At 68.4% G+C, this 23,327-nt stretch carries 26 protein-coding genes; 3 read left to right on the forward strand and 23 right to left on the reverse strand.

Features of this window, described 5'->3' with window-relative positions; genetic code table 11:
• Positions 1–166: 166 nt before the first annotated feature.
• Entirely contained in the window at positions 167–721 is a 555-nt protein-coding gene (locus tag FK219_RS13400; protein WP_210416756.1) for a PadR family transcriptional regulator, read from the forward strand.
• A gap of 12 nt (positions 722–733) precedes the next feature.
• Here the strand turns inward: FK219_RS13400 and FK219_RS03015 are convergent, their stop codons facing one another.
• From FK219_RS03015 to FK219_RS03025, 3 genes are all read right to left on the reverse strand, one after another.
• Positions 734–2,467, reverse strand: a complete 1,734-nt coding sequence (locus FK219_RS03015) for a bifunctional 3'-5' exonuclease/DNA polymerase (protein WP_152582963.1) — start codon at positions 2,465–2,467, stop codon at positions 734–736.
• A gap of 227 nt (positions 2,468–2,694) precedes the next feature.
• On the reverse strand, positions 2,695–3,519 hold the full coding sequence (locus FK219_RS03020) for a DUF1684 domain-containing protein (RefSeq protein WP_152582964.1): 825 nt from the start codon (positions 3,517–3,519) through the stop codon (positions 2,695–2,697).
• Positions 3,520–3,572: 53 nt separating this feature from the next.
• The gene (locus FK219_RS03025; protein WP_165638023.1) at positions 3,573–4,343 is read right to left on the reverse strand and encodes a hypothetical protein; all 771 of its coding nucleotides are present in this window, start codon (positions 4,341–4,343) and stop codon (positions 3,573–3,575) included.
• Between the two features lie 176 nt (positions 4,344–4,519).
• On the opposite strand from FK219_RS03025, the gene FK219_RS13575 reads away from it, so the two are divergent.
• Entirely contained in the window at positions 4,520–5,347 is an 828-nt protein-coding gene (locus tag FK219_RS13575; protein WP_210416757.1) for a tyrosine-type recombinase/integrase, read from the forward strand.
• Between the two features lie 46 nt (positions 5,348–5,393).
• The gene (locus tag FK219_RS03035; protein ID WP_152582966.1) at positions 5,394–5,714 is read left to right on the forward strand and encodes a DUF4429 domain-containing protein; all 321 of its coding nucleotides are present in this window, start codon (positions 5,394–5,396) and stop codon (positions 5,712–5,714) included.
• Between the two features lie 107 nt (positions 5,715–5,821).
• On the opposite strand, the gene FK219_RS03040 is transcribed toward FK219_RS03035, so the two are convergent.
• The 20 genes from FK219_RS03040 to FK219_RS03135 all read right to left on the reverse strand — a co-directional run bounded on the left by FK219_RS03040 (position 5,822) and on the right by FK219_RS03135 (position 23,052).
• The gene (locus FK219_RS03040) at positions 5,822–6,277 is read right to left on the reverse strand and encodes a hypothetical protein (RefSeq protein WP_152582967.1); all 456 of its coding nucleotides are present in this window, start codon (positions 6,275–6,277) and stop codon (positions 5,822–5,824) included.
• Positions 6,277–7,545, reverse strand: a complete 1,269-nt coding sequence (locus FK219_RS03045; RefSeq protein WP_152582968.1) for an N-acetylmuramoyl-L-alanine amidase — start codon at positions 7,543–7,545, stop codon at positions 6,277–6,279. The genes FK219_RS03040 and FK219_RS03045 overlap by 1 nt, the downstream gene beginning before the upstream one ends.
• A gap of 71 nt (positions 7,546–7,616) precedes the next feature.
• A complete protein-coding gene (locus FK219_RS03050) occupies positions 7,617–7,844 on the reverse strand; it encodes a hypothetical protein (RefSeq protein WP_152582969.1) in 228 nt (75 codons plus the stop codon).
• Positions 7,845–8,130: 286 nt separating this feature from the next.
• On the reverse strand, positions 8,131–8,829 hold the full coding sequence (locus tag FK219_RS03055; RefSeq protein WP_165638024.1) for a tail fiber protein: 699 nt from the start codon (positions 8,827–8,829) through the stop codon (positions 8,131–8,133).
• Positions 8,826–10,016 (reverse strand): hypothetical protein, encoded by a 1,191-nt coding sequence (locus tag FK219_RS03060; RefSeq protein WP_152582971.1) that lies wholly within the window; start codon positions 10,014–10,016, stop codon positions 8,826–8,828. The genes FK219_RS03055 and FK219_RS03060 overlap by 4 nt, the downstream gene beginning before the upstream one ends.
• A 15-nt stretch (positions 10,017–10,031) precedes the next feature.
• Positions 10,032–12,290, reverse strand: coding sequence for a fibronectin type III domain-containing protein (locus FK219_RS03065; protein ID WP_152582972.1), 2,259 nt, complete (start codon positions 12,288–12,290; stop codon positions 10,032–10,034).
• Positions 12,287–13,957: a phage tail tape measure protein gene (locus tag FK219_RS03070; protein ID WP_152582973.1), complete on the reverse strand. Its 1,671-nt coding sequence runs from the start codon at positions 13,955–13,957 to the stop codon at positions 12,287–12,289. The genes FK219_RS03065 and FK219_RS03070 overlap by 4 nt, the downstream gene beginning before the upstream one ends.
• A 311-nt stretch (positions 13,958–14,268) precedes the next feature.
• Positions 14,269–14,580 (reverse strand): hypothetical protein, encoded by a 312-nt coding sequence (locus FK219_RS03075; RefSeq protein ID WP_152582974.1) that lies wholly within the window; start codon positions 14,578–14,580, stop codon positions 14,269–14,271.
• Positions 14,581–14,583: 3 nt separating this feature from the next.
• Positions 14,584–15,141 carry a hypothetical protein gene (locus FK219_RS03080; RefSeq protein WP_152582975.1) on the reverse strand — a complete coding sequence of 186 codons (558 nt, stop codon included), beginning with the start codon at positions 15,139–15,141 and terminating at the stop codon, positions 14,584–14,586.
• Between the two features lie 2 nt (positions 15,142–15,143).
• Positions 15,144–16,187: a phage tail tube protein gene (locus FK219_RS03085; RefSeq protein ID WP_152582976.1), complete on the reverse strand. Its 1,044-nt coding sequence runs from the start codon at positions 16,185–16,187 to the stop codon at positions 15,144–15,146.
• Positions 16,184–16,441 carry a hypothetical protein gene (locus FK219_RS03090; protein WP_152582977.1) on the reverse strand — a complete coding sequence of 86 codons (258 nt, stop codon included), beginning with the start codon at positions 16,439–16,441 and terminating at the stop codon, positions 16,184–16,186. The genes FK219_RS03085 and FK219_RS03090 overlap by 4 nt, the downstream gene beginning before the upstream one ends.
• A gap of 13 nt (positions 16,442–16,454) precedes the next feature.
• Positions 16,455–16,931: a hypothetical protein gene (locus tag FK219_RS03095; RefSeq protein ID WP_152582978.1), complete on the reverse strand. Its 477-nt coding sequence runs from the start codon at positions 16,929–16,931 to the stop codon at positions 16,455–16,457.
• Positions 16,931–17,338, reverse strand: coding sequence for a hypothetical protein (locus FK219_RS03100; RefSeq protein WP_152582979.1), 408 nt, complete (start codon positions 17,336–17,338; stop codon positions 16,931–16,933). Before FK219_RS03100 ends, FK219_RS03095 begins: the two co-directional genes overlap by 1 nt.
• A 69-nt stretch (positions 17,339–17,407) precedes the next feature.
• The gene (locus FK219_RS03105) at positions 17,408–17,815 is read right to left on the reverse strand and encodes a hypothetical protein (protein WP_165638025.1); all 408 of its coding nucleotides are present in this window, start codon (positions 17,813–17,815) and stop codon (positions 17,408–17,410) included.
• Positions 17,815–19,032, reverse strand: a complete 1,218-nt coding sequence (locus FK219_RS03110; protein WP_152582980.1) for a phage major capsid protein — start codon at positions 19,030–19,032, stop codon at positions 17,815–17,817. Before FK219_RS03110 ends, FK219_RS03105 begins: the two co-directional genes overlap by 1 nt.
• Entirely contained in the window at positions 19,032–19,694 is a 663-nt protein-coding gene (locus tag FK219_RS03115; RefSeq protein WP_165638026.1) for an HK97 family phage prohead protease, read from the reverse strand. Before FK219_RS03115 ends, FK219_RS03110 begins: the two co-directional genes overlap by 1 nt.
• Positions 19,694–20,908 (reverse strand): phage portal protein, encoded by a 1,215-nt coding sequence (locus tag FK219_RS03120; RefSeq protein ID WP_152582982.1) that lies wholly within the window; start codon positions 20,906–20,908, stop codon positions 19,694–19,696. Before FK219_RS03120 ends, FK219_RS03115 begins: the two co-directional genes overlap by 1 nt.
• The gene (locus FK219_RS03125; protein WP_165638027.1) at positions 20,905–21,081 is read right to left on the reverse strand and encodes a hypothetical protein; all 177 of its coding nucleotides are present in this window, start codon (positions 21,079–21,081) and stop codon (positions 20,905–20,907) included. Before FK219_RS03125 ends, FK219_RS03120 begins: the two co-directional genes overlap by 4 nt.
• On the reverse strand, positions 21,078–22,568 hold the full coding sequence (locus FK219_RS03130) for a terminase large subunit domain-containing protein (protein ID WP_165638028.1): 1,491 nt from the start codon (positions 22,566–22,568) through the stop codon (positions 21,078–21,080). The genes FK219_RS03125 and FK219_RS03130 overlap by 4 nt, the downstream gene beginning before the upstream one ends.
• Positions 22,546–23,052 carry a hypothetical protein gene (locus FK219_RS03135; protein WP_165638029.1) on the reverse strand — a complete coding sequence of 169 codons (507 nt, stop codon included), beginning with the start codon at positions 23,050–23,052 and terminating at the stop codon, positions 22,546–22,548. The genes FK219_RS03130 and FK219_RS03135 overlap by 23 nt, the downstream gene beginning before the upstream one ends.
• Positions 23,053–23,327 lie beyond the last annotated feature (275 nt).

Genomic DNA, 23,327 nt, shown 5'->3' on the forward strand with positions numbered 1-23,327 from the left:
TGCCCGACACCACCCGCGGCATCAAACTACGCCCCGCGAGCTGACCCCCGGCTTCGCGGGCATACTTAACTGGGGCACGGGAACCATTTCGCGGGCATTCCTACATGAGGCACCTCGGAGTGTGATTATCGGGATGCCCGGCCGGCGTCTCGCCTAGGCTGAAGCCATGACGCTGCGACACTCCCTCCTCGCCGTCCTCACCCTCGGGCCCGCGTACGGGTATCAGCTGCACGGCGAGGTCGTCGAGCGCACGCGGCGCGACACCCCGCTCAACGTCGGGCAGGTCTACTCGACCCTGGACCGGCTGCGCCGCGACGAGCTCATCGCCTCCGCCGGCATCACAGAGGATCATCTGCCGCTGTACGAGCTCACCGACGCCGGGATCATCGAGGCGCGCATGCACCTCACAGAGCCCGATGTCGCCGATTGGCACGACATGGTCGAGCGCATCCTCCTGGCGCTCTCCCTCCCGGGAAGCCACCACGAGACACTCGTGACCAACTACCGTCGGTTGTGGGAACCGTATGCGGGCGCCTCGAGCGAGACTCTCGACCCCACCGGAGGCCAGGCGCAGGCCGCCGCCGAGCACGCCGCACGACTGCTGCGCTCGGCCGCGCTCGCCTGGCTCGACTCCCTGCCCGTCATCGAGCCGTGGCCACTGCGCACCGACCGCCGTCGTCGGGGCCGCCGCGCGGCGGAGACCGTGCATCCGCCGGCCTGACGGTCTCGCTCGCTACTTCGCGTCGCTGTAGCGCTGCACAGCGGCGACCGTGACGGGGAATGTCACCGGCGTGGCCCCGAACACGATGCGGCCCGCCTCGGCCGCCGCCTCCCGCAACGCCGACTCCACATCGGCCACCCGGTCAGCGGGAGCGTGCACCACGAGCTCGTCGTGCAGGAAGAACGCGAGGTGCGCCTGCCGCTCGAGCAGGCCGTCCTCCGCAGCCCACAGCCGGCGACGCACACCCGCGAGCCACGCGAGTGCCCACTCGGCCGCCGTGCCCTGCACGACGAAGTTGCGCGTGAAGCGGCCCCACGACCGGGCATCGGTGCGCGCCGCGCGCCGCATGCCCTCCGACGCGCCCTCCGCGGCCGCGAGCGACTGACGGTCGAGCCACTGCGCGCTCGGCGGTGGAGAGGTGCGGCCGAGATGCGTCGTCACGGAGCCACCGCGCTCCCCCGCGCGGGCCGCCGCCTCGACGAACGCGATCGCCGCGGGGAACGAGCGGGCGAGACGCGGCAGCACGCGGGCGCTCTCACCCGTCGTTCCGCCGTACATCGCCCCGAGCATCCCGAGTTTCGCGTGCTCGCGCGTGTCGACGACGCCGCGCTCCACCATGCCCGCGTACAGGTCGACCCCCGCGCCGGCGCGCGCCATCGCCTCGTCACCGGAAAGGGCGGCGAGGATGCGCGGCTCGAGCTGCGCCGCGTCGGCGACCACGAGCATCCAACCCTCATCGGCCCGCACGGCCGGACGCACCTGCCGCGGCAGCTGCAGCGCGCCGCCCCCGTCGGACGCCCAGCGCCCGCTGCTCGCGCCGGCCGGCAGGAATACCGGGCGGAAGCGGCCGTCGTGCACCCACTCGTCGAGCCACGCCCAGCCGTTCGCCGTCCACAGCCGCGCGAGGCTCTTGTACTGCAGCAGCGGCGCGATCGCCGGGTGCGCAAGCCGCTGCAGCTCGCGCTGCTGCGTCGTCGCCACCTCGAGGCCCGCGCGACGCAGCGCCCGGATGAGGTCGGTCGGCGAGTCGAGCGCCACGGGGCCGACGCCGAGGCGCTGGGTCACCTCCGCTGCGAGCTCGTCGAGGCGCGCTGGGCGACCGCCTACGGGAGGTCGCGGCCCGAGCACGGCCGTGAGCAGAGCGTCGTGGTCGCTCTCACTCCACGGGAGCCCCACGTGGGTCATCTCGGCGGCGGCGAGGGCCCCGGCCGACTCCGCCGCCGCGAGCAGGGTGAGATCGCGGGCGGTGGCGTGCGCGGCGATCGCGGCGAGCTGGGCGCGATAGGTGGCGGCGGCGGGCGGCGCGAGCGGAGCATCCTGGCCCGAATCGGAGCGTGGGGCACCGCTGTCAGCGTGACCGGCGGGGTCGCTGGTGAGGTCGCCGTGGGGGTTAGTGTCGAGGTCGCTGTCGAGGTCGAAAAGCGTGTCGCCGTGCCGCTGTCGAGCGGCGGCCGGGGCGCCCCAGTCGGTGCGGGGCGCGCGCCCCTGGATGCCCGCGAGCAGACGGTCGACGAGGCGCAGATCGTGGCAGCGCTCGACGCGCACACCCGCGGCGAGTAGCGGCGGGTACCATCGCGCCGTGTCGGTCCAGACCCAGCGGGGATGCTCCGCCTCCCGCTCGGCGATCAGCCTCGGGAGTTCGGCCTCCGTCGTGAGGGTGCTCGCGCGATCGTCGCGCGGCGCGCCCGAGTCGTCGACGTCGACGAGCGCGACAGTCGCGCCCCGGCGCTCGACGACGATCGGCATGCGCTCAGTCTGCCGTGTCGCACCGACGCGCCCCGCCGCCCGGTCACCTCCACAACTCAGGAGTTCGTGCGCTCCGAGCCGCGCGACACGCCGTGCATGGGCCCGAGAAAACGGTTTGCACCGCGTCGACTCCTGAATTGTGGAGGTGCGCGGGCGGGATGCTCGGCTCGCGGCCTTGCCGGGCTCGAGCGCAGCATCCCTCGTGGGCGAGAGCCGCGTGAGGCCGCTCAGTGCAGGAGCGAGCCGTCCTTCGCGAGCACGTTCTTCTCGCCCGCCTCGATGGGGAAGGGGAAGCGGTTCTGCTTCGGCGGCAGGGGGCAGTTGAAGTTGTAGCTGAACGCGCACGGGGGCAGGATCGCGAGGTTGAAGTCGAGCGTGATCGAACCGTCGGCGTTGGGGGCGAGGAAGAGGAAGCGGCCGACGCTGTAGGTCGACTCGCCGTTGGTGGCGTCGGCGAAGACGAGCTGCAGAGCGCGCCCCGCCTTGAAGGCCGCGATGTCGTAGTCGACGCCGTCGTGCGTGAAGCGGATCTCGCCGGGCACGACCTGCTCGCGCGTCGTGCCCTCGTCCCTGAGGTGCTCGAAGCCGACCGTCGTGCCGCCCTCGATCTCGTGGAAGGTGCCCGTGACGACCCAGTCGGGGTTGTAGTCGAAAGCATCGATGCCCCCGAAGTTCTCGATCGCCTCGCTGCGGGCATCCCACACGCGCAGCGCGTACGTGCCGCCCTCGCCCGCGATCACGAAGCCGGTCGTGTGGTCGTCGAAGACGATGCTGCTCGGCTCGGCGTCGTCCTTGCCGCGCACGCGGACGGTGCCGTCGACGAGCTCGCCGTCGACCGTGATGCCGTCCTCGCGCGACGCCGTTACGAGCAGCCCGCCCTCCGGAGCGGTGGCCCAGCGGCCCGGCACACCCCAGATGGTCTGCTCGCCATCCACCCACTGCGTGTTAACAAGCGCGAGGGGCCCCTGCGGCTGCACGGCGGCGAGGGCACGCCGTTCACGAAAGGTCGCGTAGCGCTCGAGCGGGGTCGGGGCGGGTGCGGTGTCAGCCATGCTCACATCCTCTCCAAGCGACGGGATGCGCGCCAATCGACGCGCGGGCGGGCTCAGCCCCCGACGAGCGCGAGCACGAGCACCGCCCCCGCCGGAATGCTCGCGAGGCCGGTGGAGGAGATCACGCGCAGGCGTGCGGCGCCCTCGGGCGTGCGCGCAACCCCGGCGGGTCGGGCGATGGCCCATTCCGCGACCGCCCAGGCGGCGGTCGCCGCGAGCACGACGAGCGTCGTGGCGCGCACGCCGTCGCTCGCCGGCGCGCCGAGCACGAGGCCGGTGATCTGCACGAGCGCGATGACGCCCCAGGGCACGATCACGAGCACGGTGAGGACGGCGAAGGGCCACAGGCGTGCGCGCGATTCCGACCGTCGGGGTGCGCGATCCTGCAGCCATCCGAGAAGGCCGCCCCCGGCAGCAAGCGCGTAGGCGAGCACGATGGTGCTCGCCGCCGCTGCGCCGTTGAGCAGCGCGATGATGACGACCGTGATGCCGAGCGACTGCGAGACGGCGACCCAGTGCGCGGTCGACGCGGTCGATGCGCTGAGGCCGGAGCGACCGTGCTGGTAGACGAGAAAGGCCTGCAGCACCGCCGTCACGAGCAGTACCGCGAGCATGCCGCGCACCGCCTCGGGAGTGAGGAGTACGCCGGAGACGAGCGGTGCCGACGCCTCCGCCAGCAGCATCGGAGGCTCGACGACGACGAGGACGTCGAGCCGAGCATCCGCAAGCCCCATCACGACCAGCGTCGCGAGCGCCTGCAGAGCGAGAACGACCGCGGCGACGCGCGAATCGGCGGCGCGGGGCACCGCGTGGTCGATGGTCATGAGGCCTCCCGGCACGGGTCTGAGCAGTAGGGCGGACGGGACTTGAACCCGTGACCGATGGATCATGGGTCGCCCCGGTCCGACGCCTCGCAGACTACAGCCGCGAGCGTAACCAGCTCGGAGCGTGACCCGAAATGGGGACGGTGCGGCACCTTCGCCTGGTGCCACAGTCGGGGATGAAACCTCAGATCACCACGCCGCCCGCCTGGACAGAACCGATAGAAGCGTTCCTCGCGAACCTCGCTCGAAGCGGCGCGCCGAAGCCCACGCTCACCCTCCGCTCCTACCACCTGCGCCGCTTCGCCTGCGACAGCCAAGTCGACCCGTGGTCAGCGACCACCCTCGACCTCACCGACCACATCGACCGCCGCGAGTGGTCAGGCTCCACCATGAAGACCTTCCGCTCCACGATGCGCGAGTTCTACCGCTGGGCCATGCTGCACTCACTCACCGACCGCAATCCCGCGGAGCTACTGCCTCGAGTGCGCGTCGCTGCGGGCGTCCCGCGCCCTGCCGAGGAGGACGCTCTGGAAGCCGCTCTCGCGGACTCAGACACCCGGACCCGCCTCATGGTCCGGCTCGCCGCGTACGCCGGTCTGCGGTGCCGCGAGATAGCGCTCGTCCACACTGACGACCTCGTGCGCGACCTCGTGGGCTGGTCCCTCGTCGTCCACGGCAAAGGCGACCGCATCCGCTACGTGCCGCTGCCCGACGATCTCGCGCGCGATCTGCTCGCCTTCGCGGACGGCCCGGGCTGGCTGTTCCCCGGCCTCATCGACGGGCACCTTTCCGCTCAGTACGTCTCCAAGCTCATCGCGCGAGTGCTCCCCGGCGCGACCGCACACCAGCTCCGCCACCGCTTCGCGACCCGCGCCTACCAGCTCGGAGGCCGCGACATTCGCGCAGTCCAGGAGTTGCTCGGCCACGCGAGCGTCGCGACCACGCAGATATACACGGGCGTGGAGTCCGACGCCGTGCGCCGCGCAGCTCTCGCCGCCGCGTAGCGCTGCCGGTAGCGTGTAGAGCGCCGACCACGAGGAGGAAGCACCCATGACCGACACCACTACCGCGAAGGGCGTCAACGGCTCCGTGAGCTTCGACGGCCAGCTCGTCACCATCACCCGGAAGGGCATCGGGAACAAGGGCGCGAAGACAATCCCGCTGCGCTCGATCGGCGGCGTGCAGATTCGGCCGGCGACGATGCTGGTGAACGGCTTCCTCGCCCTGAGCGTCTCCGGCGAGGTCGGCCGCAGCTCGGGCGGCGTCGGTCGCCTCCAGGATGCGGCGAACGACGAGAACGCCGTGATCTTCACCAAGAAGCAGTCCGCCGACTTCGAGGCCTTCCGCGACGCGGTGCTCGCTCAGCTCTGACCCGTCGCCCGCGGCCACCCGCGACACGTCGCGCCCTCCGGCGCGCACGACGAAAGCGCCCCGCGCCCCAGCTCGAGAGCTGGAGCGCGGGGCGCAGTCATGCTTGTTCAGGTCGATCTTGAAAGGTGCTCTTGCAGGAGCTTCTGGCTGGTGGTGGCAGTCCTCTTGGCTTCGGCTGCTGTGCGAGCTGCCCGATCCACCTTCTTCTCTATGCGCGCGACCGTGCGACCGAGCGTCTGCACTTCATCCTTCACCGTCGAGCCACCGTTGTTCTGTAGTTGGCCCTTGATGTAGGAGATGTCCTCGGTGAGGGTGAGGAACTGGTCGACCGCGCGGACAGCGCGTTGCGCCCACTTGAGAGCTGCCTTGAGCTTCTGCCAGCCCTTGCCCTTGACCCAGAGAACGGCGGCTGCAACCACGAGCAGGCTCCAGAGCAGCGGAGCGAGCCACGGGGAGGCGTTCTGGATGCCTCCCCAGGCCCACTCGATCAGCTCGCGCCATGTGCTCACGTCGTCAATCCCGACCGCGAGAAGCGCGGTCAGGACAGCGGCGATCGTGCCCATCAGCCCGTGTAGGTTGGGGTCTTCGCCGATCCGAGGAACCGCTCGAGATTCGGCCACCGCTGAGCGAGCTTCCGCAGCAGCGCGTAGATACCCGTGCCGAGGGCGATCACCGCGGCCGACTGGGCCTCGAGCGCGATGTCGGCGGGCACGTACGCGAGCCAGTCGAGCCAGCTCACGTTCGTGGTCGCCCACACGATCACCCACGAGTACACGAACGGCACGACCGTGCGGAGCGTGGCGATCGCCAGCTCGCCGACCGTGCGGCGTCCGCGGATCACGTCAGCGATCGCGGTGAAGATGCGACGCACGAGCGCCTCGCGCCGGGCCGCGTGTTGCGGGTCCGGCTCCGGTTCCCCCTCGGGGGCGTCGGGGATCGGCTGCGACACGATGTCGTCCACCGGGTCAGGGGTCGGGCTCACGGGTGCCTCCTGTTCTTCGGCCGGCTGCTCCGGCTCGAGGTCGATGACGGGCGCTGGCTCGGGTTCCGGGATCACAACCGGTGCAGGCTCGGGCTTGTTGAGCAGCGCCCAGATCGCGGCCTCCACGCGGAATGTGCCGGGACCGGGGATGCCGTCGATGACGTAGCCGCTGCCGTACAGATCGGGGCGGTTCCGCTTCCCCCAGGTCTGCACCATCGTGTAGTAGTTCGGCCCCGGGATGCCGTCGCCCCGACCGGCGCTGGTGTCCCCCGTGGTCGAGGTCACGCCGAGGCTCTGCCTGTTCAGGTAGGTGGCGAGGCGACGGTAGTCGATGTCGTTCCCTGCAAGCTCGGCCGCGCGGGCGACGATTCGGGCGACCGTGTTCGGGCCGGGGCAGAACGTCGGGTAGCTGGCCTGATAGGTCGCCCAGAGGTCACGGTGACCGAGAATGTGAGCGATGCCGTACCGCTTGCGGAGGTCATTGAGGAGGCGCGCTGCCTTGTCGATCGCAGCGACGGAGATAGGCCAGTCGGGTGCGCCTGCCTCGTTGACGATTTCGACGGTGATCGCGCGGCGGTCCCACGCTGCGCCCTTGCCGCCGTCTGTGGCGGACCCGCTCGTCCATGCTCGGAAGTCCTCGTCTACGACGCACCACAGGTGGCCGTCGTTGCCGATGACGTAGTTCGAGGAGACGGTGCGGGTGCGGTTGACCATCATCGACACCACTCCATCGCCGCGGCCCGAGACGGATGCCGTGTGGTGGATCAGGAATGTGTCGATCCTCGTCTCGTCGCGTGACGAGTACTGCGGGGAAAGCTTGATGGTGTCGGTCAGTGCTGAGTGAGTCATGGTGTCCCCCTTCGGGAATGACGAAAGCCCCACACAACGGCGGGGCTTGGGATGGATGTGGTGCAAGAGTTCTAGACCAGGTCTGCGGCAATGTGGTCAAGCATCGCCCGCACCCGGTCTAGATGGATCAGGGGGACGCGGATGGTCGTGGTGCCGTCAATGTTGGCGACGGTGATCGTGACCTGCCCGGCGTCGACTGAGCCGGTGAACGTGCCGTCCGTGTAGGTGGTGTCCTCATAGGTGACGACGGTCGTCTCGATGGTCTGCTCGTGCTTCTCGATGTTGCTGTCGAGGGTCATGTTGAAGTCCTTTCGTAATCGCCACTATCGGCGCAGCGACCGGGGCCAAGTCCCACGCCCATGACCTGAGTGATGCAGGCCAGGCGCAGATAACCGTCTGGGGCGGCGCGGTGGAAGCACGCCGTGTAGGCAGCGCCACGAACTGGAGCGCGAACCGTCGCCTCTCCGGCTCTGACGGCGGAAGCTCTACTAGCGGCATTTCGCTCTCACCAGCCCTGATGGGCTCAACCGAAGCGGCGTCAGCCGTTCAACCTTCCTTCGTGGCGCGCTACATCATCCGGGCCGCTTAGGCCGCGCGGATCACGTACCGGCAGACGAAGCTCGGCGGCACGTTCGATGCTGAGTCGGTCGCGCCACCCAGAGCCGAAGCGACCCCCGGGGAAGCCGTGCTACTGCCATTCGAGTAGTCGCTCGGGGTCTGGCGGTTCGCGCTCCAGTTCGGGACGCTGATTCTTCGATTGCGGATGAAGTCAAGGTCGCCCGTGATTTTCGCCCAGCCCGCGTCGGAGAGGTCGTGCGTGTGTTCCTTCGCTCCCGTCACCGCGCCGATATTGGCGAATACGTCAGCACCGCCCTGGTTCACGTACGTGCGCTCGCGGGTGTCAGGAACAGCGAATGTAGTCGTACCGTTCCCCCCGTGATGATTCGACGTGCCGTACGTCGCCTCGTAGTGCGCGGCGAGCTTCGGGTAGTCGGCGATGTTCAGCACGGCACCATTCGCGAGCACCCACGCCGGGTGTGGCGGGGTCGCCCACTCCCCCGCGCGATGCTCACCGATGAAGCCGCCCCCGCCGTCACCCTGCGCGCGGCCGATGATGAAGACCTTCCGCGCCGGTCGCTCGCAGAACACGAGGTCATCCACGTTCAGCAGTGCGGGATCGATCAGCGCGACGGGCGTGATGGGCAACGGCTCCGGGTCGCCTCCGAGCTGCACGCGCAGCGGGCTGGTGCTCGTCACCTTGCCCCACACCGATGTCTGAGTCACAGGTCGATCACCTCCATGAGCGATGTCTTCATGAGACCCAGCGGGTGCGCCTCAAGCTCAATCGACGTGACCGTGTGCCGCGCGTTGATCTTCGCGGGCGAGTTCGCGAACCGCATCGCGTCAGAGACCCTGATCGGGATCGGCAGGTGCTTCACCTTCACTGTCGACTGCACCGCCGACGACGCGATGAGCGACTGTCGCGCCTTCGACTCGAGGAACGCGACGACGCTCGCCTCGTCACCCTCGGGCGTCTCGACGCCCTCGAGGGTCTTCACGATCCACCGACCGCGCGCCGCGAACGAGAACGGCGAGTAGGGGTCGGTGTTCGAGTACGTGCCCGTCAGGGCCGGAGCTTCACCGGTCGCAGCCTGCACCGCGACGACTCGGTTCGGCACGTTGTAGAGGTCGAGGTCTCGAGTCCAGTCCGGCTCGTAGATGGAGTCCTCGCCGTCGACCAGCTTCCGCTCCTTGCCGTTGAGCAGCTCGTAGCCGATCGAGCGGTCCGCGGGGAACACGTACGGGGTCGCCCGGAAGCGACCGCGGCCGTCGACCCAAAGCGAGCTGTAGTTGAGCGTGCCGAGGAGGTCGTTCACGATCTGGAGCTTCGGCGTCGTCGCGGGCCAGACCATCGCCGAGCCGAGCGTGGTCGTCACCGAGGCGTCGATGTTGATCGACTCCCCGGCCGACTCGATCACGTCTTTGACCGCCGAGAGGATCGGGGTCTCCGTGCCGACCGCATACGACGCTGCCAGCTTGTCCTGCTCCAGAACGGTCGCCCTGTCCAGCAGATCGATGCTCAGGCTTCGGCCGGTGCTCGACCACTCCTCGGGAGCCGAGCCCACCAGGAACACGCCGAGAGGCTCCTCAATGCCGAGCCCCTCGATCACTCGCACAGGACGCAGCCGCAGCTTCGAGAGCGACACGTCGCGGATCGAAAGACGACCCGGCTTCGTCTCGTCGGTGTCCGTTACCTTGAGGCCCCCGCTGCCCTTGACGGCCGAGTTCACGACCCAGCTCAGGGACGCCGAGCCGTCGACCACGCCGTCGAGCTCGCCGACGAGACTGTCGGTCCCCCCGGAGTGCTCGAGCACTTCCCACCGATATGACGTGAGCCTGTTGCCGTAGAGAACCTCATCGGTCGTGAGTGAGCGGACGGGCACGATGCCGGACGGCAGCGGGATCGACATCGTGCCCCCTCTCGGTCAGGACGTTTCGGCCACGGTGTAGGTGAACGATCCGAGCCAGTAGGTGTCCCGTGACACCTGGCCGGTGATCCGGCCGAACATGCGACGGCCGGTCGGGTCGCGATAGCACTTCCTGCCAGGGATCAGCAGGAACGCCTCGACTTCCTCAGCGCTCGAGCCGAGACCCGTCACAAGTTCTCCCGTGCCGCTGACCACGAGGTCGCCGCTCTCCGCGTAGAGACCGATCGGGCGCTTGCGCCCCGCGGTCTTCACGAGCCGCGAGTCCACGGTCGGGCTCGCCTGCGGCTTGAGCTCACCGCCGAACCGGATCACCTGATCGAAACCAGCACCGGCCGACATGAACGCCCACTCCTCCTCGGCCGTCGTCAGGGTCTCCTCGACCTCCGTCGTCGCACCGTCCGCGGAGATGGTCGTCACCGTGTAGACGTTCTCGCCGTAGATCGTCGGCGTGGTGTCGAGGATCGTCAGGGGACTCGAGGCCGGGTAGGCCTCCACCACCAGCTCGCTCACACCCTCGATCGCGCGGCGGATGGTGACCGCAGCGGCCTCGACTTCGCCGACGCCCGGCGTGGGGATCGTCAGGCCGATCTGGCCGACTCCCGAATCCGAGAGGTACACGACCGTCACGGACGCGGCGACCGGCGCGGTGTAGGCAACATCGAACGTCGCCGTCACCTGATCCGAGACGAGCCCGTTCGAGTCGAGCACGGTCACCTTGACCGAGTACGTCTCGCCGTTCTCCACCCGGGTATCCATGACCGTGGCCGCGAGCGTGGTCGACTCGCGCTGCTCGAGCAACGTTGCACCCGAGTAGACCTCTATCGTCGCGCTGACGAACGTCGCGCTCTCCGCCTGCTCGAACTCCAGCTCCACGGTCAGCTCTGCGAGGACGTACTCGCCGGAGTGCTCCGGCGAGATGATCGTCGCGACCGGCCGCGTCTTGAACGTCACCGTGTCGGGGTTCGACCACGGCGACGCCCCGGTGCCGTCTGAGCCTCCCGAGGTCGCCTCGCCCCACGTGCGCACGCGCACTGTGAGGGCCACATTTGCCGCGTAGGTGCTCGCCGCGAACGTGTGCTCTGCCGTGGTCGACGTGATCTTTCCCGTTGACGTGTACGACGAACCGCCGTTGGTCGAGTACTCGACCTCGTAGGCCGTCTGCGGCGTGGTGTCGACCGCGTTGTGTGTCCACGGCAGGTCGAAGTCCTCGGCCTTGTCGACGTGCGACGGCAGGTCGGGCAGCGTCGGCGCGTTCGGCGCGGCGAGGAGCTGCACCTGATTGGACAGCACCGTCGCCGACTGCCGCCCCGCGGTGTCGGTGTTCTTCGCCCGCACGCGGTACACATGCACATCGGCCGGGTCCGGGTCGATGTGCTTGTACGAGGTCACCCCCGACGAGACAGTCGCCAGCGCCGACCCGTCCCACGTGGTCACGCCGCCCGTGACGGTGCCGTGCTCGACAATGTGCTGGTGCTCGGTGAACGCCACGTGCGGAGTCCACGCGACCGAAATGTCGAGGTTCGCATCCTTCGCCGCGTTGACTCCGCTCGGCGCGGCCGGCGTCGTGTAGACCGGACTCGAGGAAGCCGAGTACGACGACGACCCCTCGCTGTTGGTCGCGCGCACCCGTGCCACGATCTTGCGGTTCGCCGCAGCCGTGAGAACGAGAGACTCCGCCGCCGAGATGGACGCGACCTGCGCGAACGCACCACCGTTGACGGAGGTCTGAATCTGGTTCGTCGTCGGCTGGCCGTTCGATTCCGACGTGTCGTTCCACGACAGGTTCACCTGAGTGTCCGACGAGTACGCCAGAGCAACGGAGTCCGGCACGCCCGGAACCTGCGTCAGCGTCGTCAGACCGAAGGTCTTCGTGCCGATCGCCGCGGTGCCGAGCGTTGCCGCCGCAGCGTGCGACGCCGAGACGTTGACCGAGCCCGAACCGTCCGTTTCGTGATCCACCCAGTCGCCGCCCGACGCGATGGTGACATAGCCGCCCACCGAGATGCCCGAGTAGTTGGTGCCCGAGCCGGTCGAACCGAAGCGGTAGGCCGGGAAGGTTCCCGACACTCCGCCCGGACCCGAGACGGAGAACGGCGTTCCCGCGTTGTTCCAGGGTGTCGAGCCGTCGCCTCGGTAGAGCCGGAGCGACCACGACACGTACGACCGGTTGTTGGGTGCGTCAAGGGTGCCCTCGGTAACGATGAGCTTGAGGCTCCACGCAGTCTTGGATGCGTACGGGTCAGAGTAGGTGGTCACACTTCACCGCCCTTCCGCGACTCGTTCCGCATGATGCTTGCCAGAGCACGCGCGAGCTTGTCGATCGATGAGTCGGACAGGTCCATCGGGCCGTCGTTGCCACCGAGGAGGTCTCGCGCGGCAGGGCTGTCGAGGGGCAGGATCGCCTCGCGCCCGCCCGGGTTGTCGCCGACCATCGCGAGCTGCGGCCCCATCGTGATGCCACCCGTGGCGAGACGCGGGATGCTGACGTTCGGAATCAGGTTGAGCTGAATGCCGATCGCGCCGCCCACGTTGTTGATGCCGCGAATGATGCCGTTGATGAGGCGGATAGCGCTGTTCACGCCGTCCTCGATCCACCCGACGATGCCGTTCCAGGCACCGCGCACGATGTCCTGGAGGCCGTTCCAGATGCCCGAGAAGAAGTCGCCGATCCCAGCCCACAGGCCGTGCCACCACTTCGCGATGCCGTCGCCGACGATCTTTAGTCCGAGCTGCATCAGCTCGAAGCGCTCGCGCACCCAGAGGATCATCGGCCCGAAGGTGTCGATCACCCATCCGGTGATGCCTGCCCAAAGGTCGTTCCACCACGTCGCGATGCCGTCGCCGACTGCCATGAACCAGTCCGAGACGTTCTGCCACGCCTCGCCGATCCACTGGGTTACCTCGTCCCAATTCTCGTAGAGCCAGATGCCCGCGGCGACGAGCAGGCCGATGCCGACGATGATTGCGAGGATGATCCACGTGACCGGCGACGCGAGCCATGCTGCGTTGTTCGCCCACTGCATCGCGGTCTGCACCGCCTGGATCGCGGCCCACACCTTCATCGCGCCAGCGATGACGAGCACGCCGCCCGCGAGAATCCCGATTCCGGCCGCGAGCCCCTGCACGAGGCCAGCGTTCTCCTTCGCCCACCCCGCGAAGCCCTGGAGCGCAGTCGCGCCCTCGGCCATGATAGGGAGTAGCACGGTGCCAATCTCTGCCGAGGCGTTCTCCATCGCCGCATTCGCGCGCTGTTGCGCGCCGGCCGCGGAGTCCGACTCGCGAGCGAACTGGCCCTGGGCCGATGCGGTCTGGTCCGTCAGCAGCGCGAGGACCGCCTGCGTCTCCGCGGCCTTCGCAGCCTCGCCCTCGAGCCCCGTGAGGCCCATCGCGGCGAGCTTGGCGTTGATGTCGGCCTGCTTGATCGACACGCCGTACTGCTCGATCGGGTCACGCTCGCCGCGTAGCAGCGACGAGAGCGCCGCCACCGCGTCGGAGGTCGACCCGCCGAACGTCGCCGCCATGTCGGCACCGAGGGTGATGAGGGTCTCGGTCTGCGGCACGAGCGCGTCGTTCGCGACACCCATGTTCGTGAGCTGCGCACCGAGCACCGAAGCCAGATTCGAGTAGTCCGTCTGCGACAGACCCACAGCATCCGACGCCGCCTCAGCGAGTGCCGTGATGCTCGCGGCCTTGTCCGCGAACACCGACTCGACCGCGCCCGCGGCCTGCTCGGCCTCGGACGCCTTCTGGCCCGCGTACAGCGCACCCGCGCCAAGTCCGGCCAGAGCCGCTGCCGAGACCAGTGCGGCCTTGTCCAGCAGGTTGCCGAACGTGAGCGCCTTATCGCCCGCTCGCTCGAACTTCTCGATATCCGAGTCGTCCACGAGAATCTTGACGAGAAGGTCTTTGACGCTGCCGGCCATGAGCTACCTCCTCTTGCTACGAGCGCGCTTCATGAGGCTCGACCGCTCCGCGATCGCGCGCTCGTTCTCCTCGCGCTGCTTGCGTCGCGACTCGGTGATCGCGTCGCACGTGATTGCCAGCTCGGGCCAGAGTTCGTAGTCCAGCTCCCAGATGCGGTCGGGCGTGAGCGACGGCCAGTAGTCGTGACGGCAGATGAGCAGCGCGCGCTTGGCGACCTGCTCGGCGAGCGTCGGCTCGTCCTCGTTAAGACGTTCCCGCTCGGGCCAGCCCTCCGGCTTCGGCGCTCGCTTTCGGCTGCGCAGGTTCTGGACTACTGAGGGTCCGGGGTCTCCTCACCCTCGCTCTCGGGCTCGTCCTCGTCGGGCTTGTCGCCCGGCTCGAGCTCGATCATCTTCCCGATCTTCTCGAGGTCCATCTCCATGATCGCCTCGACCGTCATCGGCGCTCCGGCCCGCTTGAGCGATGCGTAGAGCATGAACGCGGCTGAGAAGGCGTTCGTCTGGAGTACCTGCTGGAACTCCTTCGGCTTGAGCCCGAGAGCGCGTTCCACGTCGAGCTGATCTCCGAGATGCGGCTTGACCGCGGGGATGACCCGCCCGTCCTCGAGTGTGATCTTCGCCATGTTCTACCTGCCTTCCACTGCGTCGTTGAGGATCGCCGCGGCGCGGCGGATCATGTCTGCACGGCCCTTGAAGACCGGCTTGAAGAAGTACGGTTGCCCGGCCTGATAGACCCAGCGCTCCTTGTTCCCGAACACGGGATGCCGGAACCGCTTCGCGTTCCACCCGGTGCTCATCGGTGCCTTGCGGTTCTGAGTGCGAATGTCGATGCCCTGCCGCGTCTTGCCAGTCACGACGCGCGTGACGAGCCCGGCCTTGATGCGCTCGCGCAGACCGGTCGAGCGGCCGGGCCGCTGCACCTCGCGATCGGCGTAGAGGTTGATCTTCCGCGTGAAGAACTGCCCGGTCTTCTTGTTGTAGGCAAGCGCTCGAGACTGACCGGCGACTTCGACACCGGCAGGCAGCGGGCCACTGAGAATGGCCCGCTGCTCGCCGATCACGTCGTCGCCGACCGCGCGCAGCTCGCGCCGCGTCGAGGTCCGCACCTTGGGCGGTAGATCGCGGAACTGGCCGAGCAGCCTCGTGAGCTGCTGCCGGTCGGCGACTACTGTTCCGCCCGGCATCGCTACGGCGTCGTGTCGAGCGTCCGGTACACGATCCAGATCGGCTCCGCCGCCGCCCCGTTGTCGAAGACCTCGAAGTCGATCGACTGGGTGATCGGCGAACCGCCGTTGCTCGTTGGGACTTCGCCCTTGAGCAGGATCGCGGGGATGACGATCTGGAGAACCGCCACGGTGTTGCTCGGAGCCGCGGAGAGCACGCGCTCGTGCTCGAACGTCAGCACCAGCGGCAGCGGGGTCTGGTTGATGTACGCATCCCGCAGCTCGTTGTCCGTGTACTCGGCCGTGACCTTGCCCGTGACTCCGGCCTTGCCGAGCACGTTCGGGCGCGAGCGCTTGCCACTGCCGCCCGCGTTGTAGCCCTCGGTGTCGAGGTTGTTCGCCACAGATACCGAGAAGTCCGAGATGTTGCTCGCGGGATCGCCGGAGAGGCTGGCGAGTGCGGTCGTCGTCGGCGCGGTGAGCGTTCCGTCGTAGCCGATCGAGCCATGCACGAACGTGAACAGGTCGTCGTCCGCGGGGTAGCTCGTTGCCGCCGCCGCGATGTCGGTCACCATGTCGCGGCCGAGCCAGGAAACCTTGAACTCGAGCGGGTCGCCGGTCTTGCCGCTGATGTCGATCGAGTTCGCCATGCACCCGGTGAAGGTGTGCGGCTGGCCCGCTCCAGCGCCGAGCAGTGGCAGTACCTCCTGGATCGTGTAGCTGTCCAGGTGATCGGCCTTCGTGAGGGTGTGGACCTGCTGGTAGACCTCTGGCGACGTGCTGGCGATCACGTTGTTCGTGACGACACCGAGCGCAGCCTCGAGCAGGAAGCCGAGCCCCTTCGTGGACGGCTCGATCGTCTGATCGCCGGAGACCTCGATCTTGCTGAGGACGTTCCGGTTCAGTCGGTTCACCCGCTTGCCGGGCCGGAACATCTTCGACTGCGACTTCTGCACGTCGTACTTCATCTCGGCCTCGGACTCGAAGAAGCGAGTCGGCGTGACGGCCGTGCCGTACGTCTCCTCCTTGCCGATCCCGACGCTGTAGTCGAGCTGCGTTGTCGTCATCGGCTCTCCTCCTTCTGCTCGTCACCCTCGGGGGTGTCGGTCGTGTCGCCTGCGCCGGACGGCGCGACGGATGCGGCCGGCTTGGCCGACTTGCCCTTCTTGGGCTCCGCGACGCGCGCGAAGTTCCCGGGCTGAGCGTCGAAGAAGTCCTCGGTCTGCTTCGTGACCTCGAAGACCTCACCGGCCTGGACGATGCGGCCGAGCGCCGGAATGTCGAGCGCTCCGATCGGCGAGACGTTCCTGAAATGCGCCATGATGTTCCCCTTCCTAAGCGGTTGCGATCCGGTGCTCGCAGACGAACGTCGCGGCAATCTCGGTCAGGCGTCCCTCGCCGGAGTCACCCTCGGCGGTCGCGCCTGCTGATGTCGATGAGCCCGGCAGGCACCACAGGACGGTGCCGCCGAGCGTGATGTCGTTCTTGCGAACGTGGTTCTGGATGCTCCCGAGCAGCTCGAACGCCCGATCGTGCGCGGCGTTCTCTGCCTCTTGATCGCCTCCGGGTCGCCACGAGCCGATCGAGAGGCTGAGCGTTATCCGCTCCGTGAGCGTGCGTCGCGGGCCGATGGTCGTCGGGTCGATGTCGCTGTCGGTCTCGGTGGCGTACACCCAGTCGTTGCTCGCGATCGGCCAGCGGAAGCCGCTGCCGATGTCCACTTCTTCGCCCGCGAGCGCAGCCTTCGCAGCCGCGACGAGCGCAGCTCGCGCGGTCGACTGCGCGGTCATCTCGCTGATCCCGGTAGCCACTACTCGGCCTCGGTGATCGGCTGACCGAAGCCAGGTGGCGGCGGGTAGTCAGCGAGCCAGCCCTCGACCTTGCGTGGGAGAGCTGCGCCCATCGGCGGACCCTGCACCTGAGCGCCAGGATCGGAGACCACGCCTCGCGGGCCATTCTTCGACTGCTGCCACCAGAGCTTCGCCGTCTCGCGCGCCGAGTTGATGAACACGATCGGCACCACTGCGGACTCGCCCACCGTGACGGTGTGCCGGGTCGGGTCGCTCGCGCGGCCCGTCATGAGGTCGATCAGCTCGCACGCCGCCTGAGCGAACAGCGCGAGCTCGTCGGCGTCTCCCTGATCTGAGCTGTAGCCGAGCGCCTTCCGCAGCGTCGCGACCGTGATCGGCCACGTCCGGTCGATAACCGGTTCGGGCATGGTTGGCTCCTCTCGGCCATGCGTGGAGCCCGAGCCCTACGGGTCGGGGCTCGGGCTCCACGCGGTTACCTACTCGGCGTCCGCCTCGCGGACGTAGCCGAACTGGAGGTAGCCCGCGGCCTCGGCTGCGGGCAGGGTGATCGGCTGGCCGACCGCGGGCCAAGGCTCGCCGTCGCGCGTGCCACCGATCGCCTCGGCGACGATGACCGTCACCGTGCCGGTCGGGACCGGTTCCGCCTCGGGCTCCGCCTGGTCAGGGTCCGACTGGGCCGGGGCCGACTGCTCGGGCGTCGCTTCGGGGTCGGGGGGCGACTGGTCGGCCGCTCCATCCTCCGGGCTCGCCGCCGCGGCGTCCGCGGTGGCGGTGGCAGGGTCCGACTGGGCCGGGGCCGACTGCTCCTGGTTGGGAGCGTCGACCACCGGCTCAGCGGAGGCCTGCGGCGTCTCGGCCGAAGCCGACTTGCCGCCGCGGGCCACTAGCTCGCCGCTCCGCCCGCGAACACCTTGAACGCGCTCGCGTCGGTCAGGATGCCGTCAGCGCGGAGGACGCCGCGGAACGCGACCTGATCCGAGCCGAACAGCGCGTGCTCGCTGCGCTCGATGCGCATCGAGTTGACGAACCGCACCCAGTAGCGCGACACGTCGCCGAAGCCGAACGAGCGAGCACCGTTCGCGGGGTCCGCCACGTAGGCGTCCGAGAACAGGGGCTTGCCGTTCAGGCGGTCGGGCTGACCCGCCTGCGTCGACGGCTGCCAGAGGTACTGGTCGTTGCCGTCCTTGAGCTTGCGCGCGTCCTTGATCGCGCCGTCCGCGAACAGCCACGAGGCGTTGGCACGGTAGGGAGCGGGGATCGAGTACTCCACGTCGATGATGTCATCGAACGTGAACGCACCCGACGCGCCCACCGCGCCGGTCTTGCCGACCGTGGCGGCGGTGAACAGACCCGCGGTCTCGGTCGTGCCTGCGCCGACTGCGAGCTTCTGGCCGAGCAGTGCGCCGATGTTCTCACCGATGAGCGCGATGACCAGCGCCTCGATGTCGATCGCGGAGTCGTCCATCAGCTCGCGGCTGATGCCCATGTACTGGCCGAACTTGTAGGCCTTGAGCACCTTCTGGGCGAAGGTCGCGTCGGTTCCGCCGATGGTGTTGCCCTCGGTGGCGACCGCTGCCGCGCCCGGCGTGGCGAGCGACGGCATCGTGAGGTCGTTGCCGTTCGCGGTCGTGATGATCCGCGCACCGGCTCCGAGGACGGACGAGAAGTTCCGCAGCGGGCGGATCAGCTCGGCGAGGAAGTCAGGTGCGGCCGTGTTGCCGCCCGCGGAGTCGGTGCCGACCGACAGGTTCCGCAGCGCGGCGTTGAGGTCGCGCCCCGTGAACTCCATGTCCGCGGAAACGTTCGCGCGCTGCACCAGCACCGAGCGCAGCTCCGAGAACATCGCCTTGCGGACCTGCTCGTCGCTCTTGAGCATGTCGCCGAAGTCCTTCACGGCGCGCTCCTGCTCGACGGTCAGCTCGAGGGCCTTGATGCGCTGCGTGTAGCCGTCGAACGCCTCGCTCGCGCGGTCGAACTTCTCCTGCTCCTCCGCCGTGAAGGCGCGCTCGCTGGCGATGTCCGTCAGCGGCTTGCCCTCGGTCTCCCAGGCGTTGGCCCGCTCATCGAGCAGGCGCTTGAGGTTCTCCATGATGATCGCCATTAGCGACTCCCTTCGATCGTGATTTGAATGCTGCGTGCCCGGCCGAGGGCCGCTGCCCGCACATCGGGTGCGGCCTCCGGCTCGGTGGGCGTTTCCGACCTCAGCTCCTTGCGGATCGCGTCGAGGTCGAAGTCTCGGAGGCCCACGCTGGAGCCCCAGTAGGCGGGGTCGGACACCGGGGCCACGTCCACGAGCCGCAGCGCCTTCACGCGGCGGACGAGGCGGTCCTCGGCGTCGTACTCCCAGTCGGCACCGTCCGGGAGCACCCAGAAGGCGAACGAGCTGAACCGCAGGTCGCCGCGATCGGCGAGCACCGAGGCGTCGCGCCCGTAGCTCGTGTCCGGCAGGTCGACCTCGTAGCGCACGCCGACCTCATCGACGTACAGGCGGAGCGAGCCCGCGTCTGTCGTCCCGAGCAGCAGGTTGCTGTCGTGGTTGGTCCGGCAGATCACGCGGACGTGCTGCTCGAGGTCGAGCATTCCGTCGTCTCGGACCTCGCCGGGCGCGGTCGGGTCGATGACCTCGAACCATCCGCCGAGGTCGCGTGAGAGCGAGTTGAAGGTCAGCGCGTAGCCGTCCAGGATTCCGGGGCTGGATGAGCCCTCGGGAGCAGCTCGGAGCTGCACCGGCCGCTCAATGGCGCGCCGTTCGTACTCGGGCATCATTCCTCCTTGAGTTGTAGGGCGAGTTGCTCAGCGACTTGCTCGCTGATCGCGAGGGCCAGCGACGTAGAGGTCGCCTCGCTCTCGCTGCGGGTCTTGAGGTAGTGGTCCGTCCAGAACTCGACCTCTTCGGGCGTGAGCATCGGGCGGTCCTCGTTGCCTCGAGCCTCGGCGAGCGTGAGCGTGCCGTTTTTGAGGTTCTCCGTGTTGGCACGCGACCGCTCGAGCAGGTTCGGCCGCACGAGCGCGTCGAGGTTCGCCTTGATGAACTCCTGCTCCGGGAGCAAGGCCTTCATCGCCAGCTCGTAGCGGACGACGGTCGGCAGCATCGTGCGGACGTTGAACCGCTCGAAGTCGTCCTGCCGGTTGCCGTACGTCTTCGAGCTGCCCGTCTCGCCGCCGATGTCCTCGGGCGACACCCGGAAGATGTTCGCGATGAGGGTCGAGGAGGCCTTGATCGTCTCGAGGAACTGCGACTCGTTCGGCGCGATCGTGAGCTGCTTGTAGTCCCAGTCCATGTCGAGCGTGACCGGACCACCGTCAGCGACCGCGGATCGGAACAGCGTCTTGGCCTCAGCCGCCTGCCCCGGCTTGAGCGAGCGCTTCGCCATGAGCAGCGCCTTCGGGATCGCCGAAGTCTCGAACCAGTCGTGGCCGTAGTCGACGGCATACTCGGCGGTCTCGAACACCTTGCGGAACTGCTCGATCGGCGAGAGGCCGACGACACTTCCGGGCTGCACGAACTCGGGCACGTGGATGATCTGCCCACCCTGCGAGTACAGCGTCAGCGGCTCGGCACGACCCGCGACGTAGTAGCGCGGGCCGGTCGGGTCCATCTCGTCCACGCGCACGCTGTCGGGGTGCAACCAGCGCACGCCGACCGGCTTCCCGCCCGAGCCGTCCATGACGAGGCCGTAGGCGTTGCCGCGGAGCTTGAGAGAAGTCACGAACTGATACCGCCACGAGAACAAGCTGATCCGCGGGTCCGGCTTCGCCAGCCACTCAGGCAGCGGCAGCTTCGTGTGACGACCAGCGTCCTCGCGGTAGCGAGACTGCGGGAGCGTCGAGAACAGGTCAGCGATCAGGCTGACTGCCGCGTAGACGGCGACGAGACGCAGAGCCTTGACGTTGCGCGCGCTCGTGAACGAGCTGCCGGTCGTCCACCCTGCGTACACGTCGTCCCAGTCGAGGTCGCGCTTGAAGAACAGGCTCATCGGCTCGCCTTCCAACTCGCGGCCAGGGCGGCGAGCCCGGCGAGGATCAGCGCTGCGGGCCAATAGATCGCCGCGACGCCACCGCACACGAGCACGACGCCCGACACATCGAGCAGGGTCGTGACGCCTTCCTTCGAGAGCTTCGGCCGGCGAGGCCGTGCGGTGTCCGTCATGGCGTCTCCCTTCCCTCGCGCAGTGCGGCGAGCGGGTCGTAGTTGAGGTCGGGCAGCGTCTTCGCGAGCATCCGCAGAGCGAGTGACACCGACACGAGCGCCGTGATCGGACGCATGGATCGACCGCGCGCCCACCGCCAGCCGTCACCGAACGTCGAGGTCGCCGCCGAGGAGAGCGCGTCGGAAAGCTCGGACTGGCCCAGGTGGACCACGCGGTCGTTGAGCACCCAGTCCAGAAGCATCGGGGCCGCGACCATCACGTCGCGCGCCTCGATGGGATTCGCCTCGACTCCCGCATCGCGGAGGTCGGGCGCGAACGAGCCGACCGTCAGGTGGTCGTACCAGACCGTCCCGCCGTACTCACGCTGGAGGTAGGCGATGCCGTGGAGCCGCAGCTCGTCGTCGGACGCGCGGTCGTCGCCGTCGATGAGCCAGTCCGTGCCCGGCCCCTCGTCCACGACCTCGATGTGGACCTTGCCGTCTTCGCGCAGCGATGCCGCGCTGATCGAAGCCCACGCGCGGTCGGGGGTCACGTCGAGCACCCAGACGAGCGTGTCGCCGATCTGAGACTCGGTGTCGATCCGGGCGTCCCACTTCTCCTTGGGAATCTTCCAGTCGCCGCCGAGCTCGTCGCCCCACTGGCACCCGAATGCGCGCCGGAACTCCGGCTCGTCCATCGAGTCAGCGAAGCCCTGGATCGTCTGGAGCTTCTGCGTGTAACCGACCGCGGGCATGTGGTCCCACCACGTGAGCGGGTCGTACATGTCGACATCGGTCGGGATGCTGAACTCGACGTAGAGCGTGCGCGACTTGTCGAGGATGCTCGGGTCCATCCGCGTCAGTTCGACGCGCGCCCGGCCCTTCTCGACCTTCTGCCACAGGAAGGGGCTCTTGAGTTTCGACTTGCCCGGCGTGCTGATCCACCACGTCATGGCGTCATCGACGGTCGCCATTGTCGGCGTCAGGCCCGCCTCGAGGCGGTTGTCCGACATGGCGAATATCTCGTCGCCGACCGCGAGGCCGAGTGTGCCGCCGTGGCCTGCCTCCTCGGTCGGCGCGTCGATCGCCCACTTGGACCCGTTGATGTACTTGAGGTTCTCGCTGCCGTGCGAGAGGTTCGGCCGAATCTTGCCTGACCGGTTCGGGACGAGCAGGCGTCGGAACGGCGACCGCTCGATGTGGTAGAAGTGCTCCTCGACCAGCTTCTCGAGCGCCTTGTCGCGGGTCTGCGCGATGTAGATGCCGAACTGCCGGTCCTCCCACGCGATCATCCGGTGCAGTGAGACCGGGATGATGAGCGTGCTCTTGCCCGACTGCCGCATGATGACGACGACAATCTCGCGGTACCAGAGCTGGCCGAAGGCGTCGACCTCGTAGGCGACCTCGAGCAGCTCACGCTGCCACGGCATCGGGCACCAGCCGAGCCCACCCATGACGGCGATCAGCTCGTCGGCGATCGTCTCTCTACTCGGGTTCCTCGGAGTCATCCACCTCGGCTGCGCGTCCGCGTGAGGGTCTGCTCCCGCGGGAGCCCCGGAACGTCGCCATGACTGCTGCGAGTGCATCGCCCTCACCGTCCTTTGGCGGCGCGGCCTCGAGGAGGTCCGCGACCGTCTCGCGCGCCACAGCCGCGGCGCTCTTGAAGTACGGCGCGTGCTTCGGGGTGTCCATCACTCGAGCTGCGGCGAAGATGACCTCGCGACGAGCGCGGGTCAGCGCCGAGTCGGTCTCGTCGGAGAAGGCCTCGCGGAATGCCGCCTCGATGGGTCCGTGCTCGGGCTCCTGTGGGGACGCGCTCGGGGTCGTAGGTACGGTGCGCTTTCGCGTCGACCGAGCAGCCGGCCGCTTGCCCTCTCGCTCGTCCCTTCGCTCACGCTCGAGTCGCTTCGCGTCGGTGTTCGCCTTGCGGCAGAGGTCGCACCGACACCCTGACTTGTAGCCGCGAACGGTGCCGTGGTTGATCGTCGCCACCCTCGACACCGCCTCTCGCTACACGCCGCTCTCAGCGGTCGAGACCGAACCGCGACCCCGTGTTCACGCCCGCCCCCGTTCGTCCGGTCTCAGCGATCCTGTCCCCATTCGTACCCATTCGAACGTTTGTCCTATCTCGGGGAGAGGGAAAATGGAAGGCGCGGGGGTGTCCGTCGTAGCGGTCTGGGAAAAAACGCGGCGTGCTCTGGAGGGCCGTGTGGGGGTGCCGTGCGTAGGTGCGTTCGATCGAGGTCGTTCGTTCTTGCTTGATCGAT

The sequence above is a fragment of the Microcella pacifica genome, assembly GCF_009371975.2.
In the GTDB taxonomy this organism is placed as follows: Bacteria; Actinomycetota; Actinomycetes; order Actinomycetales; family Microbacteriaceae; genus Microcella; species Microcella pacifica.

Excerpts from the sequence above, each read along its gene's own strand:
- FK219_RS13400 (WP_210416756.1), top strand. The coding sequence starts at position 167 with ATGACGCTGCGACACTCCCTCCTCGCCGTCCTCACCCTCGGGCCCGCG.
- FK219_RS03015 (WP_152582963.1), bottom strand. The coding sequence starts at position 2,467 with ATGCCGATCGTCGTCGAGCGCCGGGGCGCGACTGTCGCGCTCGTCGAC.
- FK219_RS03020 (WP_152582964.1), bottom strand. The coding sequence starts at position 3,519 with ATGGCTGACACCGCACCCGCCCCGACCCCGCTCGAGCGCTACGCGACC.
- FK219_RS03025 (WP_165638023.1), bottom strand. The coding sequence starts at position 4,343 with ATGACCATCGACCACGCGGTGCCCCGCGCCGCCGATTCGCGCGTCGCC.
- FK219_RS13575 (WP_210416757.1), top strand. The coding sequence starts at position 4,520 with ATGAAACCTCAGATCACCACGCCGCCCGCCTGGACAGAACCGATAGAA.
- FK219_RS03035 (WP_152582966.1), top strand. The coding sequence starts at position 5,394 with ATGACCGACACCACTACCGCGAAGGGCGTCAACGGCTCCGTGAGCTTC.
- FK219_RS03040 (WP_152582967.1), bottom strand. The coding sequence starts at position 6,277 with ATGGGCACGATCGCCGCTGTCCTGACCGCGCTTCTCGCGGTCGGGATT.
- FK219_RS03045 (WP_152582968.1), bottom strand. The coding sequence starts at position 7,545 with ATGACTCACTCAGCACTGACCGACACCATCAAGCTTTCCCCGCAGTAC.
- FK219_RS03050 (WP_152582969.1), bottom strand. The coding sequence starts at position 7,844 with ATGACCCTCGACAGCAACATCGAGAAGCACGAGCAGACCATCGAGACG.
- FK219_RS03060 (WP_152582971.1), bottom strand. The coding sequence starts at position 10,016 with ATGTCGATCCCGCTGCCGTCCGGCATCGTGCCCGTCCGCTCACTCACG.
- FK219_RS03070 (WP_152582973.1), bottom strand. The coding sequence starts at position 13,957 with ATGGCCGGCAGCGTCAAAGACCTTCTCGTCAAGATTCTCGTGGACGAC.
- FK219_RS03075 (WP_152582974.1), bottom strand. The coding sequence starts at position 14,580 with ATGGCGAAGATCACACTCGAGGACGGGCGGGTCATCCCCGCGGTCAAG.
- FK219_RS03080 (WP_152582975.1), bottom strand. The coding sequence starts at position 15,141 with ATGCCGGGCGGAACAGTAGTCGCCGACCGGCAGCAGCTCACGAGGCTG.
- FK219_RS03085 (WP_152582976.1), bottom strand. The coding sequence starts at position 16,187 with ATGACGACAACGCAGCTCGACTACAGCGTCGGGATCGGCAAGGAGGAG.
- FK219_RS03090 (WP_152582977.1), bottom strand. The coding sequence starts at position 16,441 with ATGGCGCATTTCAGGAACGTCTCGCCGATCGGAGCGCTCGACATTCCG.
- FK219_RS03100 (WP_152582979.1), bottom strand. The coding sequence starts at position 17,338 with ATGCCCGAACCGGTTATCGACCGGACGTGGCCGATCACGGTCGCGACG.
- FK219_RS03110 (WP_152582980.1), bottom strand. The coding sequence starts at position 19,032 with ATGGCGATCATCATGGAGAACCTCAAGCGCCTGCTCGATGAGCGGGCC.
- FK219_RS03115 (WP_165638026.1), bottom strand. The coding sequence starts at position 19,694 with ATGCCCGAGTACGAACGGCGCGCCATTGAGCGGCCGGTGCAGCTCCGA.
- FK219_RS03120 (WP_152582982.1), bottom strand. The coding sequence starts at position 20,908 with ATGAGCCTGTTCTTCAAGCGCGACCTCGACTGGGACGACGTGTACGCA.
- FK219_RS03125 (WP_165638027.1), bottom strand. The coding sequence starts at position 21,081 with ATGACGGACACCGCACGGCCTCGCCGGCCGAAGCTCTCGAAGGAAGGC.
- FK219_RS03130 (WP_165638028.1), bottom strand. The coding sequence starts at position 22,568 with ATGACTCCGAGGAACCCGAGTAGAGAGACGATCGCCGACGAGCTGATC.